Source organism: Shewanella sp. Shew256 (assembly GCF_002196695.1).
In the GTDB taxonomy this organism is placed as follows: domain Bacteria; phylum Pseudomonadota; class Gammaproteobacteria; order Enterobacterales; family Shewanellaceae; genus Shewanella; species Shewanella mangrovisoli.
Map to the genome: position 1 here is coordinate 123,131 of NZ_NAJR01000008.1, position 15,578 is coordinate 138,708.

The window sequence follows — 15,578 nt, forward strand, 5'->3', positions numbered from 1 at the left end:
GCACACTTTCCATCTTAAGAATTTCGTCTTATGGATGGCAAACGTTGTGTAACTCTAAGTTAGTGCCAATGTCTTTATTACGGTCGGCCTTGGCATCGTCGTTACGTAACTGAGTTAAGTGGTCGAGGTAAGATTGATCAACATCGTTCGTGATGTAGTGACCGTCGAACACTGAGGTTTCGAAACGTTTGATCTCTGGGTTTTCCATTCTCACCGCTTCAACCAGATCCGGCAGATTTTGGAAGATAATCCCATCGGCGCCAATCAGCTTAGCAATTTCATCGGCATCACGACCGTGGGCAATCAGCTCATTCGAGGTTGGCATATCGATACCATAAACGTTCGGGAAACGGATTTCTGGTGCCGCCGAGGCAAAGTACACTTTCTTAGCACCCGCTTCACGCGCCATCTCAATGATTTGCTCCGACGTGGTACCACGCACGATAGAGTCATCGACTAACAAAACGTTCTTACCTTTAAACTCAGTGTTGATGGCATTGAGTTTACGGCGTACCGATTTTTTACGCTCCTGTTGACCAGGCATAATAAAGGTACGGCCGATATAACGGTTCTTCACAAAACCTTGGCGGTAAGGTAAGTCCATGCAACGGGCGATTTCTAATGCGATATCGCATGAGGTTTCAGGAATAGGGATCACCACGTCGATATCATGGTCGTACCATTCTTTTTTGATCTTTTCACCGAGCTTAGCACCCATGTTTACGCGGCTAGCGTAAACAGAGACGTTGTCGATAGTCGAATCAGGACGCGCAAAATACACGAATTCGAAGATACAAGGTGAGTAGCTTGGCTCTTTTGCGCATTGGCGAGTGTAAAGCTGACCATCGAGAGAGATATAAATCGCTTCGCCTGGTGCCACATCGCGCATCACTTCAAAACCCACGGCATCGAGCGCCACGCTCTCAGAGGCCACCATGTACTCAGTACCAGTTGGGGTTTCGTGCTTACCTAATACCAGTGGACGAATACCGAAAGGATCGCGAAATGCCACCAGACCTTGGCCGATAATCATGGCCACAACCGCATAGGCGCCTCGGGCTTGCTCGTGCACTTTGGCGATAGTGTCGAACACTTCGTCAGGCGTCAGCATTAAGCTAGTGGTTTTTTGCAGCTCATCGGCCAGCAGGTTTAATAATACTTCTGAGTCGGATGTGGTGTTCACATGGCGACGTTTTTTGATCAGGCCTTCAGCTAATTCAACCGTGTTGGTTAAGTTACCGTTATGGGCTAATGAAATCCCAAATGGCGAGTTAACATAGAAAGGCTGCGCTTCTGACGCGCTGGAACTGCCTGCAGTAGGATAACGTACGTGGCCAATACCTGCATTGCCCTGTAGGCGTTGCATGTGTTTGACTTCAAATACATCTTTGACCAGACCATTGGCTTTACGTAGTCTGAAAGCACCACGATCAACGGTCACAATACCTGCCGCATCCTGACCTCTGTGTTGAAGCACGGTCAGTGCGTCATAAATGGTCTGATTAACCGATGATTGGCCAACTATTCCGACGATACCACACATGGGTAAGCTTCCTCATTGTAAGATGTTCTATGCCCTTTCATGTTGAAATATAAGTAAAAGACGAAGTAAATCCCCAGCCATACGGCTTAAGCGCTTCATCTCAGTGTTGAGTCCGTGGCCTTAGGCTTCGGGCTCAACCTTACTTATCCTCCATCACTTAGGATAAATTTATTGTCTTTTTTATAGTTTGGGTACAAAGCTGGAGGTGTTTTCCAAATAGTGAAAGAACCATTGGATCACAACGCCAAATTCGGGCACTAGTACAGAGTCCTTCCACCATTGGGTGTTGGGTGAGCCTGTAAAAGCATCCATAAAAAACAGCAGCGCACTGACGATCAGCGCGCCCCTAATGGCACCGAAACACAGACCTAAGAGTCTGTCAGTGCCAGATAATCCGGTTTTAACCACTAATTGCCCAATGATGTAATTGATGAGGGCGCCGAGTATTAAGGTGGTGATAAAAAGAATAGCAATGGAGACCCCATTGCGTAGCACCTCATCGTTCATTTGCGTGAGATGAACGGCGAGATCTTGGTAAAATTGGCTGGCAACAAAGAAAGCCGCGAACCATACCACTAACGACATGGCTTCTTTGGCAAATCCGCGGATCAGACTGATAAGAGTCGATAACCCGATAACGAAGATGATAGCGTAATCAATCCAAACCATTGAGATGGCTTTCCAGCATAGGCTTTAAGACGGCGCGATTCTACCAGAGACTGAAACGATTCTCACCCCTAGCGAGGTAAATAAATTATTTCAGTCCCTGCTGAATGGCATTAAGATTCCAAGGGATTAAAAGGCACAATTCGGCCTTTCAAACGGGTTAGAGTTTCAATTTCTTCCTGCATTTTCTTCAGCTTAGATTCGGAAACATCGGGCCCCACAAACACTTTCGTCAATATGCCATCCTTAGGCGTGTCTGGAATTGTGTACGCCTTGTAACCACTTTTACGTAACTGCGCCACCAGCGCTTTGACGTTGGCGGCATTGCTAAATGCGCCTAGTTGCAGGGTAAGTCCAGGTTTTAATGAATCGCGGCTGACCACTTTTATGCCATCGTCTTTGGCAGGTTTTGCAGATTCTGTTTTCGCGGTTTCGGCTTTAGGTTTGTCCGTTTTCGCGACTACGGTTGGCTTGGTTTCTGGCTTTTTCGTCTCAGTTTTAGCGGGAGTCGGCTTTGGCGTCTCTTTCTTCGGTTCGGCCTTAGCGGTCTCGGTTTTCACCGGCGCTTTCACCTCAGGCTTGGTTTCCGTTTTTGCCGTCTGGGGTTTGGCTTGCTCCTTCACCGCGTCCGATTTAGGCTCGACTTTTGCCGCAGACGTGTCTTTGACGTCAGTATTGACCGCCTGCGCTAACGCCGCCTCATCATTAGGAGAAGACTCTTCGGGTAAGGCACCTTCGCCATCCACATCCTGAGTAGACAATACCTCAAACATATCATCGGCGTTTTGCTGCGCTATCGCGGCAGGACGCAGGGGAATTTCGGCAAATTGTTCCTCTTGACGATCCTTCTTGCCATCTAAAATATCCGGCAGAAAAATCACCCCGAGGGCGACCAGCACCACAGTGCCGACTAATCGATTATGAAACTGGCTAGACAAAACGGTTATCCTGCTTAAAGAGAGACTTAAAACCTGCCACAGTGTAAAAGGAGCCAAACACAATTACCACATCATCGGGCTGAATTTGCGCTTTTAATGCCGTCCATGCCGAGGCGATATCGTCAAACTCATGGGCCTTAGTGTCTTGCGCTAAGGTTTGGCGCAGCAGGCTTGCATTGGCGCCGCGCTCACCCTGTAAACTCACTAAGTACCAAGTATCGATTAAAGGCGAAACCACAGGTAATACGCCTGCAATGTCCTTATCCTTTAGCATGCCGCACAGGGCAAACACTCGCTTCCCCGTCACCAAAGGCGTGAGCTGCTTGACTAAAAAGCGCGCCGCATGGGGATTGTGGGCCACATCGAGTAAAATCAGCGGCTGCTCGTTAACTTGCTCTAAACGCCCGGTTAAGCGCGCGCTGCTGATGCCTTTGGCAATGATATCGGCGGTAATATGCGGCCAGCCATGCTCAACAATCGCAATCACAGTCGCAGCGTTCGGCAATGGCAGTGTCGGCAGACTGAGCTGCTTTAGGGTGAATACTTGGCCTTGGTAATCCCACGTCTGGCCATCTTGCTGATAACTAAACTCCTCGCCCACACGATAGAGCTTGGCGCCAACATTTTGGGCGACATCATTGACCGTATGGGGTAAGTTTGGCTCGCCGACAATCGCAGGGCGACCTTGACGAAAAATGCCCGCCTTTTCACGGCCGACCAGCTCGCGAGTATTGCCCAAATAGGCCTCGTGATCTAAATCGACGGACGTCACCACGCTGATATCAGCATCAATCATGTTGGTGGCATCCAAACGGCCGCCAAGACCGACTTCTAAGATCACCACATCCAACTTGGCCGCTTTAAACAGAATTAAGCCCGCCAAGGTGGCATATTCGAAGAAGGTCAGCGAAATCTCGCCGCGCGCTGCCTCAATTTGTTCAAAGGCCGCTACAAAGGCTTCATCGCTGGCGTCCTGACCGTTAATGCGCACCCTTTCGTTGTACTTGAGCATATGGGGCGAGCTGTAGACGCCCACCGTCAGACCAGATAAACGCAGGATATTCTCGAGCATGGCGCAGGTGGTGCCTTTACCATTGGTGCCCCCTACAGTGACCACTTTGCTAGGCCCGAGATCCAATAATTGCAGGCGCGCGGCAACCTTTGAAACCCGGGTTAATCCCATATCGATTTCGGTTGGGTGAATCGATAATAAATAATCTAACCATTGTGTCAGTGGCGCATTGGCACTCGGCACAGTTAAAGATGTCTGCTCTGTCGGGGCTGTGGTCATCTGTTCTTTCCTTCCTTCGATACGCGCTTCACTTAACGAGCAAAGCGGCGATTAATCCAGCATAAACAATGGCCCTAAAGCCAACTTAGGCAGTTGATACTGCTCGGGATACATCACATCGACTAAATAGAGCCCATTGGGTTTGGCGGTGGCCGCCGCTTGATTTCGGTCTTTAAGAGCCAACAAATCCGCCATCCAGGTCAGTGGCTGATTGCCTAGACCAATTTCCAGCAGGGAGCCCACAATGTTACGCACCATATGGTGCAAGAAGGCGTTAGCAGAAATATCGACAATCACATACATACCTTGACGCGTCACTTTAACGCTGTGCACATTGCGAAACGGGGTTTTCGATTGGCATTGAATGGCGCGAAAACTGGTAAAGTCCTGCTCACCGAGCAGCGCCTGCGCCGCAACATGCATTTTATCGGCGTCGATATCACCGTGGTAATGGCTCACGCCGTGACGTAGGATCCCGGGGCGGAAATTATGATTGTAAATCACATAGCGATAACGTCTGGCCGTGGCTGAAAAGCGGGCATGGAAACTGTCATCCACCTCTTTTGCCCAGCGAACGGCGATATTATCGGGCAAATTGGCATTCACCCCTAAGGTCCACGCGCCTTCGTTACGTATGGCATTAGTCTCGAAATGCACCACCTGCCCCGTTGCATGAACGCCGGCATCGGTTCGTCCCGCACAGAACAAGCTGATAGGTTCGTTCGCCACCTTAGATAAGGCTTGTTCTAATTGCCCTTGTACTGAATCGACTTCGGCCTGACGCTGCCAACCGAAATAACCACTTCCGTCATATTCAATACCTAATGCAATCCGCATCCACACATCCTCACAGTTAATTTAGCGGCGCATTTTATCACAGCAGCCCACAAAAAAAACGGCGCTCTGCGCGCCGTTAGTGTGAAATCAAGCCCTTTAAGGATTAACCCATCTCTTTAAGTAAACGGGCCGCTTCTTCTTGCTGACGCTCATTACCATCGATTTGAACTTCCCGTAGCAAGGCTTTAGCACTGTCGCTGTCATCAATTTCGATATAGGCACGGGCTAAATCGAGCTTGGCATTGACCGAGTTTTCCTCATCGTCCACGTCGATCATGGCGGCATCGCCAATCAGGGCGCCGACATCGCTCATCTCCACATCCATTTCGGGATAAAGATCTGTCTCAGTGTTGTCCTGCTCGGCATCGTTAAGCAGTTTTTCGATATCGATATAACCGTGCTCGTTTTGGAAGTTAGTTAAATCATGCTCTGGAACAAACTTCTTCGACTTGCGGGATTCCTGCGCATCGAGGGCGGCTAAGGCCTCATCGACGGTGAGCGTATGCTCATCATCGAGGGCAAAGCTATCCTCAGGCGTTAATACCTCTTCCTCTTCGGGTTCGGTATTGGTGCTAAAGGCGGCAAGCACGCTGTCATCGCTTAAATCAACGTCATCTGTATCGTCTTTTAAATCAAACTCGCGGCCCAAATCCAGCTCATCGTCGAGGTTAAACTCAGTGCTCGCAGCTGTATTTTTGGCATCAACCTCTGGTTTCGCATCTGGCGCAAACTCCAGCGGTTGACGTTTAGTGCCCTGCACTGGTACAGGATCTAAAGGCAAATCGGTTTCCGGTTTGACCAGCGTTTCCGCCTTAGGCGTAGGCGCAAAATTCAGTTCGGTATCCCAATCGAGCACATGGGGATCTTTAGTCTTATTGGCCTTTAAGTCATTGAAGAAAGATGACTCTTTTTCTTTCGCACTTGCTGCAGCCGCTACTGATGCGGCGACAGCGGCACCCGCCAGTGCCGGCGCGATATCGTCAGTATCTTCATCAAAGCCTGTAAACTTAGGTTCTGCGGCAGCGTTATCCGCACTGTCTTGGTTATCCGCAATCTCTTCGCTCAGCTCGAAAGTATCGTCTGTGCCATCAATGGCATGGGCGGCACCAATTCCCTTGAGTAAATCTTCTTCCTCGTCTTTTTCTTCTGGCTCGACATGGGTGGTTTCTAAGTCGAAGTTAAAGTCGTCGGCATCAGCCTCGGCTTGTTCTGGCACATCGAACTCGGCTAAGAGTGAATCGAGGTCGTCATCAGCCGTCGACAGGTCTTCAGGTAATGCGGCTTCGAGTTCGGTGGCGATGTCATCGCGCTCAAGGGCGGCTTCTGCTTGAGCCATATCCTCGGCCTCTGCATCGTCGACAATAGCCTCTTCGACGAGCGCTTCTTGCGTGTTAAAGCCTGCCAATAACTGGTCGAGGTCTTCATCGCTCGTTGGTAAGTCGGGAGCGAGTTCATCATCCAACTCGGCAGCAATCGCCGCGGCGACTTCAGGATCGGGCTGCGCGGGAGCATCAAAGCTGGCAAGAAGCGCATCGATATCATCGGATTCGCTTACGCCTATATCAGTTAAGTCATCATCGAGCTCGGCGGCAATTTCATCGCTTAAATCGGGTTCGGGCGCGGCGGGTTTATCAAAATCTGCCAGCAAAGCATCAATATCATCGGTTTGCGCGACGCCTAACTCGGCTAAGTCATCATCCAACTCGGCGGCAATTTCATCGCCGAGATCGTCAGCTGCTTCTGCTGGTGCCTGAGCATCATCGGTCAGTAAGGCATCAAGATCCTCATCGGCCGCTGTGGCAGGCTCGTTAACCTCGGGCTGGTTAAAGCCTGCGAGTAACGCATCGATATCATCGTCGGCTGGCGCTGCGTCGTTTTCAAGCTCAGAATCGAGTTCGGCGGCAATCGCGGCGGCTAAATCTTCATCCTCAGCGGCGGGCTCTGGTTCAGCAGGTAAATCGAAACCGGCTAATTCGTCGAGTGTGTCCAGCCCTGCAGCTGTGGCTTGAGCCTCCTGAGGAGTCTCTTCTTCAGAGCCCAATCCGGCCAGCAGTGCATCGAGATCTTCTTCCTCCAGAATATTGCCGGATGCCGCTTTCTCTTCGGCTAAAGCTTCGGCTTCCTCTTGATCACCCATGGCCTCAGCCCAGAGATCGTCTAGAGACTGGCCTTCTTCCTCTTCAAACTGAGGTTCAGGTTCAGTGCTAACACCTGGGTCAATAAACATTTCTGATGCCATGTCCATCTGTTCATGGCTATCGGTCATTTCCTGCTCGGGTTGCAGGTCGACACTGCCGACATCGAGTAAGCTGTCGATAGAATCGGCATGGTCAGTATCTAAATGCACCGCGATGTCGCTAAGATCGTCATCGTCCATCGCCAGCACAGACGCACTCGCCACGCCAGCCGCACCCGCGGCCATCATAGCCGCCTGCTGCGCTTCTAGCTCGCGGCGCTCTTTATTGCGTTTACGGCGTAATAGCCAGAAGACGAGGACCAGTAGCAATAATGCGGGGATCACCGCCGCCGCCACAAGGAGTAGCGGATTACTCATCAGGTTACGCCACAGATCATCGGGCTCTGCGGGCATGGCAGGCTCATCAGTCGTAGCCGCTTCTGGTGTTTGTGCGGCCTCGACCTCGGCTTTAAGGGCAAGGTTTTGCTTCTTGCTGGCCTGCAGAGTTTCTTCTAATACCGCAATCTGTTGATTTAATTCTTCAACCTTGGCTTTGAGTGTCTCAACATCGGTATTTCTCACCGCGAGTTGATCTTGCGCTCTGGCTAACTCGTCAGTCAGGGATAAATTCTTGCTCTCCGCTGCTTCGAGGCGTGCATTGATATCCGAACTCACCATCTTAGGCGCGGTTGGTGTCGCTGCCACTTCCGCTTTGGTCGCTGTCGCCGCTTCGGGCTTCACCTCGGCCTTAGGGGGCGTCTCCACCTTAGGTTTAGGCTGTGCAACTGTCTGAGTCGGTGCCGCTGGCTTAGTCGCAGGTTTGGTTTCTACCCTAGGCGTGGCTTTAGCGCCAGAACGAGCCTGCTTATCGCTGCGCTCGGCGCGGGCAATGGCCAGACTATTGGGAATGGCGAGCATCACTTCTTTCGAAGGGATCAGCAAAATCATGCCACGTTCGAGGCTGTTATAACTGTCGGAGTTAAACGCATGGGGGTTAGCATCAAATACCGCGGCCATCACCTGATAAACGCTGACACTAGCATCGGGGCGGACTTTTTGCGCAATGCTCCAGAAAGTGTCCTTAGAGGTCGTTGGTCCATATTGATGATTGACCTGACGGATCTGTCCGTCTGGGCCCATGATTTTTAAAGGTTTTATTTTGGGAGTATCAGCAGCTATCGCAGGATCAATAAAAGAGGTCGTGGAAGAAACAGCTAAAACGGTGGCCATCAGGCCCACAAGATACGAAGTGCGAAATTTCATCAATCCTTCCCTTTGAAGCGCTATTTAAGTTATCTCGCTGATAACAGGCTTTAGGCAATTGTATTTATTGAGATTACTATAAACTAGAAATCCCAGCCCTGCTACTGTTCACAATTGTAAAACAAAAAAAGCCTGCTGGCAGCAGGCTTTTTCACTGGGCATCAATCGCCACTTAAGAGTTAGTAATAGTCTCTCACTAAAATCTCGGCAATTTGCACACTGTTTAAGGCTGCGCCTTTACGAATATTGTCCGACACCACCCAAAGGTTAATACCGTGAGAATGGGAAATATCCTTACGCACACGGCCCACATAAACAGGATCGGTACCTGCTGCATGGGTTACAGCTGTTGGATATTCGTCATCGGATTCGAACAATACCACTCCTTCGGCATCGCGCAGTAAAGCTTTAATATCTTCTGCATCCGCAGGTTGGCGCGTCTCAATATGTACGGCTTCAGAGTGACCATAGAAGACTGGTACACGCACGGCCGTTGCGTTAACGAGGATTTCGTCATCACCGAAAATCTTCTGGGTTTCCCAGACCATCTTCATTTCTTCTTTGGTGTAGCCGTTATCCATAAATTTATCGATTTGCGGCAATACGTTAAATGCGATTTGCTTTGGATAAACTTCAGCGTCAGCAGGCAGACCTTGCAGCAGCTTAGTACATTGTTTTGCCAGTTCTTCAATCGCCTTCTTACCTGTTCCAGAGACTGACTGATAGGTCGCGACGTTAATACGGCTGATACCGTAAGTGTCGTAAATCGGTTTTAGAGCCACCAGCATTTGAATGGTCGAGCAGTTCGGGTTTGCAATGATATTACGGTTGCGGAAATCGGCAATCGCATGGGGGTTAACCTCAGGCACAACCAGTGGAATATCAATGTCGTAGCGGAAGTGAGAGGTGTTATCGATCACCACACAACCCGCTTCAGCGGCGATAGGCGCCCACTTGGCCGAGACATCGCCACCGGCAGAGAAGAAACCGATTTGTGCTTGACTCCAATCGAAGGTTTCGACGTCCAAAATGGTAACTTGTTTGCCATGGAAGCTGACCGTTTCACCGGCGCTACGGCTACTGGCTAAAGGATATAAGTTCGCAACCGGGAAGTTACGCTCTTCGAGGATCTCAATCATTGTTTGACCCACTGCACCCGATGCACCTAAAACGACAACATTAAATTCCTGCGACATAATTACCGACCGACTCCTGAAAAACCTAAATTGGACAACCAATCTACCTCAGATTGGCCGTGATAAGCCAGCGCCAATGCACTAAATTCGCGTCTATGTTTGTGATTTTTTCTCATAGTGTCGAAGCCATTCTCCTTTACAAAGCCATTTCGGAATACGGCATCGTCATCACGCAGGTCGTAGACGAATCTCGCCAGCTGTAATAAGGCTTTTTCATCGGGGGCTTGTTCGAGTTCAACCGCCTTAAAATGAAATGGAGGCAGGAGCTCAGATAAGCGTTTAGTGGCCGGAATGGCTAACAACTCACACAACTTTTGGTACAGCATAAAAGTGCCGCGGGCCTTACCCTCTAAGCTGTAACCGGCGATATGCGGGGTCGCAAACTCAGCAAAAGGCACCAGCTCCGGCATGGGATTTGGCTCCCCTTCCCATACATCGAGCACCAATTTAAGGTCATCCCTTTGCTGCTTAACCTTAATTAAGGCTCGATTATCAATCACATCACCGCGGCAACAGTTCACAAGCCAGGTATTGGATTTAAGACTCATCAGGCGCGCTTCATCGAAAAGATGCAGCGTCTTATGCTCGCCAGTGCGAGTGATGGGCACATGTAGGCTGACGATATCTGCTTCATTTAATAGAGTTTCAAGGCTCACAAAATGGCGGGGATCGCCTTCGGCCGCTTTGATGGGGTCATTGAGTAATACCTTAATGCCGTAGGCTTCGAGGCATTTGGCCGTTGCGCTACCAGTATTACCCGCACCGACAATCCCCACGACTTTGCCCTTGAGCGGCGAATTAAACCGCGCCGCCAGTTCTAACATCGCAATAAAAGCAAACTCCCCGACTGCGGTCGCATTACAGCCGGGCGCATTCGAAAAGGGGATGCCACGCCCTGCAAGGTAGCCCAGATCCACATGATCCGTCCCTATGGTGGCACTGCCGACAAACTTAAGTTTTGAATTGGCATCTAACAGTGCGGCATTCACTCGGGTGACCGAGCGCACCAGCAGCACATCGGCATCTTGCACCAGCTCAGGCGTCAGCGTGCGGCCATTGACTGGGATTATCTCGCCTAACGCCCCAAATAAGGGTTCGACATAGGGCATATTTTCATCGACAACAATCTTCATGGGGACCTTTCTGATAAAAATGGGCTAGAGAATGAGTAGCCAAGGATTCTAGCAAGACTCTGATCATAAACCCAATCTCTAAGTCGCATTATGCCAATCGTATTAAATATCTGTTCATTCAGCGGGAGCCACACAGGCATCCCATTCCCGCGTTACATCGACTTAAAAGGGAATAAGCATATCTGCATCAATGCGCCTTGGATTGAAATGCCAGTGAGGCTCTGAACTGATTAGATATTTAATGTGATTGGTATTGCTCAATTTCAGCCAATAAAAAAGGAAGCTTAGGCTTCCTTTTTTAACGAAAATAATGGCTTACTTATATTTACGCATCACTAATGTTGCGTTAGTGCCACCAAAACCAAAGCTGTTGCTCATCACAGTGTTTAGCTCTGCATCGCGGTATTCACGCACGATTGGCATGTCCTTCGCGGCTTCATCTAAGTTATCGATGTTGATGCTAGGAGCAATAAAGCTGTTTTCCATCATGATCAAGCTGTAGATGGCTTCGTGTACACCCGCCGCGCCTAAGGCATGGCCAGTCATAGACTTAGTCGATGCAACTGGTGGGCACTTGTCTTTAAAGACTTCACGAAGAGCTTCTAACTCACGCACGTCACCAACTGGGGTAGAAGTACCGTGGGTGTTGATGTAATCAATTGGCGTGTCCACACCGGCCAGAGCCATTTGCATACAACGCACCGCACCTTCGCCAGACGGAGCAACCATGTCGTAACCGTCTGATGATGCGCCATAACCAATCACTTCAGCGTAAATCTTCGCGCCACGAGCCAGAGCGTGCTCTAACTCTTCAACGATTAAGATACCGCCGCCACCGGAGATCACGAAACCGTCACGGTCCGCATCATAGGTACGAGAGGCTTTTTCTGGAGTGTCGTTGTATTTAGTCGACAGTGCACCCATCGCATCGAAGCCCATGGTCAGGGTCCAATCCACTTCTTCTGAACCGCCCGCAAACACCATATCTTGCTTACCCATTTGGATAAGTTCAACGGCGTGACCGATACAGTGAGCACTGGTCGCACAGGCTGAGCTGATAGAGTAGTTCATGCCTTTGATTTTGAAGGGGGTCGCCAAACACGCGCTGGCTGTGCTCGACATAATGCGTGGCACGATATAAGGACCCACGCGTTTTACGCCTTTTTCGCGCAGAATATCCGCCGCTTGAACTTGGTTAGAAGACGAAGCGCCGCCTGTGCCTACAATCAAACCTACGCGAGGATTTGAATACTGCTCTTCAGTTAACTGAGCATCCTTAATGGCTTCTTGCATTGCAATGTAAGCATATGCCGCAGCATCGCCCATAAAACGCAGCGCTTTACGGTCAATCAGCTCAGAAGGATCTAATTTGATATTGCCCCATACATGACTGCGTAGTTGCATTTCTTCAAACTGAGCGGAATGTGTAATACCACTACGGCCCGCTTTAAGTGACTCAGTCACTTCTTGCTTGTTATTACCGATACTTGAAACAACACCCATTCCGGTGATCACGACTCTTTTCATTTTATTGCTATCCATTGTGTACATGTCAGTACCTACTTTTTGCTGAGCCAATAGTATCTGTTTTGCTTCAATTAAGTGGTCAGCTTTCCATAAAGGCGGGTAAAATAATGCCCAATATGAGACCGAGAGTATATTTCTTTGACTGCTAAGCCCCAAAAATCTTGCCAATTTAAGCGTGATTACCCGCAATTGATCAACCTTTATCCCCCATGCGCGTTGACTACTGCACAGTCTCTGGACAATTTAACTCGCCTTCAACGCTCTCGTTTAACGACGCCATCAGCCCAACTCGGTCAAGGACTGTGCGTCATGGGGCAATGGGGATTGGGCGATGGACTCGAGCTGCTCTCTCTACTACAACACTGGCAAACCCAGACTCAAAGCAACACACGGCTGTTAGTCAAAGTGTTTGAACCCAATCCCATTAACGATTACGAACTTAAATTACTTTGGGATCAATCGCAAAGCTTAATTTCCACGCCTCATTTACAACCGCTTGCCGATGCAATACTTAAGGCAAAACCTGCACGCATTATAGGGTGCCAGAGATTAATCTTTGATGACGGCCGCATCACGGTCGATTTGCATTTTGGCGACCTACATACAGCACTTAGTCAACTGCCCCACAGCCCTGCTCATCCTATTCAGCAATGGCTGGTTTTACCGCATTTGGCATCGCAGTTAAGCGGCAAACTAGTCTGGCAAATGGCGCGTTTGAGTGCCGATGATGCCCAGTTGATTGGGGCAAATTTGGCAGAAACCGTGCAGCAGTTTGCCCACAGCAGTGGCTTTAGCACACTTAATGTCAGCCAAGATGCCTTGAATGCTGATGCAAACGACGCAAGTCAGATTATCACCGATGAGATTTTGCTCCATGAGCGCAAACTGCTGCGCCAGCAAGCCGATACGGCTCAAGCATTTACCCCAAAACCTGCAGCGCTCGCGGCTATAGATCACCCTGTTGCCATCGTCGGTGGCGGACTGGCATCGGCAAATCTAATGCTATCCCTCGCCGAACGAGGCCAGAGTAGCATATTGTTTTGTAAGGATAATGAGTTAGGTCAAGGCGCATCAGGCAATCGCCAGGGGGCAATTTACCCCCTACTCACGCCTGAAAATGATGAGCTTAGCCGTTTTTTCCAACAGGCATTTTTGTTCAGCCGCCGCCGTATTGAGGCGCTAAGCCATACGTCGATGATGGAGACAGACGCCGCCCCTAATATTACCGCGATTTCCCATGATTTTTGTGGGGTACTGCAAACGGGTCATGATGAGCGCAGCCAACAACGGTTGGATAAAATCATCCAAAGTCAGGACTGGCCTGCGGAAATCGCCTACGCCGTTGATGCGAATGAAGCCAACGAGATAGCCCTAATAGGCATTGATAAGGCTGGATTTTTTTATCCCCTTGGTGGCTGGGTATGCCCTTTTGAATACGCCAAGGCTGCGGTGGACAAGGCCTCGCAACTTGCCAATGTGCAGTGCCATTTCAATACCGAGATCACCGAAATTGAATGTGATACGCAGGCTTGGTATCTCCACAACCAAGGCCAGCGTTTTGGGCCCTACAGCCAAGTCGTGCTCGCCAATGGCGCACAGCTCACTCAATTTTCGGCCAGTGAGCGGTTACAGATAAGTCCGTTTCGCGGCCAAGTGAGCCATGTCCCCGCCCAATTTCAGCTGAGCCAATTGGCGACCGTGTTATGCGCGAACGGTTACCTCACGCCGAGTCATCAAGGCTTGCATTGCCTCGGTGCCAGTTATGTGAAAGCAGCAGAGCACTTTGATTTTTGCCCGCAGGAGCAACGGGAAAATCTAGGGAAAATGCAAGAAAGCTATCCCAACCAAGCCTGGGTTGACGATATCGACATCAGCGGCAATAGCGCTCGTGTCGGCGTGCGGATGGTAACGCGGGATCATTTCCCCATGATGGGCTGTGCGCCCGATGTGGCTGAAATATTGGCGCGCTATGAACAGCATCAACTCAATCAACAGCAGGCCGAACAAAGCAAGCATTATTGGCAAACGACCCCCGCGCCTATCCTCGATGGCCTTTATATTTTGGGTGGTTTAGGGTCGCGGGGATTAAGTTCAGGCCCCTTGGTGGCCGAATGCTTGGCGGCACAGTTAACCGGAGAGCCGCTGCCACTGGATTGGCCTACCTTAAATAAACTCAACCCCAATCGGATGTGGTTACGCAAATTACTAAAGGGTAAAGCGCTTTAGTAAAGAGCGGTTTAAGTGAAAACCTGTGTAATTAAAAACAAGGCTTATCGTTGAGTGTTAATCAGGCTTATATCTTAACGCCCCAATAATTGGCAGCCCAAAACAAAAAAGGATTAAGCAGTGCTTAATCCTTTTTGCATTAACTATCAAACATGAACCGTTGAGCGTTAACCCTAGGTCGAAGAACCCTGTTTAGTGGTTTTTACTCGGGTACGATTATTATTGTCGCGACTTTGGCGGATCAAGGCATCACCATCAAACTCGGTCTGAGCAGATACCTGCTCGCGATGGGCTTTCGCCAATCTATCGTAAAGTAGTACGTTCACCGAGGCCGCCAGATTCATGCATCCCACAGTTGGCACATACACTACTGCATCGGCTCTATCGATAATATCTTGGCCAATGGTGCCATCCTCTGGGCCAAACACATAAAAGGCTTTCTCGGGATGCACAAACTCAGGTAAGGGTGTTGCCCCTAGGACTAAATCCACGCATACCAGCTTAGTGTCAGAGGGGAGCGCATCGAGTAAGGAGGACACCCCAGTTAACGGAATGCGCTCGGCGGCGCTCTGCGTATCGGCATTATATTGCTGCGGCCCACGGGCGGCATACTCATAGCGTTTGCCGGTGTAGAACACGGCATCGACACCATAACAACCCGAAGCGCGCATAATGCCGCCTACGTTCGTCGGGGTTTTCGGATTGACTAGACCGATATAAACCGCTTGCTTCGCCTCAGGTTTTGCCATGGCATCAACCGACGTCGTCGTGGATGTACTCAT

At 49.9% G+C, this 15,578-nt stretch carries 11 protein-coding genes; 1 reads left to right on the forward strand and 10 read right to left on the reverse strand.

Features of this window, described 5'->3' with window-relative positions; genetic code table 11:
* Positions 1–28: 28 nt before the first annotated feature.
* The 9 genes from purF to fabB form a co-directional block, all read right to left on the reverse strand.
* On the reverse strand, positions 29–1,543 hold the full coding sequence (gene purF, locus B5P39_RS15580) for an amidophosphoribosyltransferase (protein ID WP_011716540.1): 1,515 nt from the start codon (positions 1,541–1,543) through the stop codon (positions 29–31).
* Between the two features lie 180 nt (positions 1,544–1,723).
* On the reverse strand, positions 1,724–2,212 hold the full coding sequence (locus B5P39_RS15585) for a CvpA family protein (RefSeq protein ID WP_023267711.1): 489 nt from the start codon (positions 2,210–2,212) through the stop codon (positions 1,724–1,726).
* Positions 2,213–2,322: 110 nt separating this feature from the next.
* Complete coding sequence (gene dedD, locus B5P39_RS15590) at positions 2,323–3,147, reverse strand: cell division protein DedD (RefSeq protein WP_088212175.1); 825 nt, start codon at positions 3,145–3,147, stop codon at positions 2,323–2,325.
* A complete protein-coding gene (gene folC, locus B5P39_RS15595; RefSeq protein WP_088212176.1) occupies positions 3,140–4,438 on the reverse strand; it encodes a bifunctional tetrahydrofolate synthase/dihydrofolate synthase in 1,299 nt (432 codons plus the stop codon). The genes dedD and folC overlap by 8 nt, the downstream gene beginning before the upstream one ends.
* A 51-nt stretch (positions 4,439–4,489) precedes the next feature.
* On the reverse strand, positions 4,490–5,275 hold the full coding sequence (gene truA / locus B5P39_RS15600) for a tRNA pseudouridine(38-40) synthase TruA (protein WP_088212177.1): 786 nt from the start codon (positions 5,273–5,275) through the stop codon (positions 4,490–4,492).
* A gap of 103 nt (positions 5,276–5,378) precedes the next feature.
* Positions 5,379–8,714: a FimV/HubP family polar landmark protein gene (locus tag B5P39_RS15605; RefSeq protein WP_088212178.1), complete on the reverse strand. Its 3,336-nt coding sequence runs from the start codon at positions 8,712–8,714 to the stop codon at positions 5,379–5,381.
* A gap of 179 nt (positions 8,715–8,893) precedes the next feature.
* A complete protein-coding gene (locus tag B5P39_RS15610; RefSeq protein ID WP_011622207.1) occupies positions 8,894–9,910 on the reverse strand; it encodes an aspartate-semialdehyde dehydrogenase in 1,017 nt (338 codons plus the stop codon).
* 2 nt (positions 9,911–9,912) lie between these two features.
* Positions 9,913–11,043, reverse strand: coding sequence for a 4-phosphoerythronate dehydrogenase (locus tag B5P39_RS15615; protein ID WP_088212179.1), 1,131 nt, complete (start codon positions 11,041–11,043; stop codon positions 9,913–9,915).
* Positions 11,044–11,358: 315 nt separating this feature from the next.
* On the reverse strand, positions 11,359–12,570 hold the full coding sequence (gene fabB / locus B5P39_RS15620) for a beta-ketoacyl-ACP synthase I (protein ID WP_176399965.1): 1,212 nt from the start codon (positions 12,568–12,570) through the stop codon (positions 11,359–11,361).
* Between the two features lie 138 nt (positions 12,571–12,708).
* On the opposite strand from fabB, the gene mnmC reads away from it, so the two are divergent.
* Positions 12,709–14,796, forward strand: coding sequence for an FAD-dependent 5-carboxymethylaminomethyl-2-thiouridine(34) oxidoreductase MnmC (gene mnmC / locus B5P39_RS15625; RefSeq protein ID WP_088212181.1), 2,088 nt, complete (start codon positions 12,709–12,711; stop codon positions 14,794–14,796).
* Positions 14,797–14,969: 173 nt separating this feature from the next.
* On the opposite strand, the gene B5P39_RS15630 is transcribed toward mnmC, so the two are convergent.
* Positions 14,970–15,578, reverse strand: coding sequence for an RNA methyltransferase (locus B5P39_RS15630; RefSeq protein WP_088212182.1), 609 nt, complete (start codon positions 15,576–15,578; stop codon positions 14,970–14,972).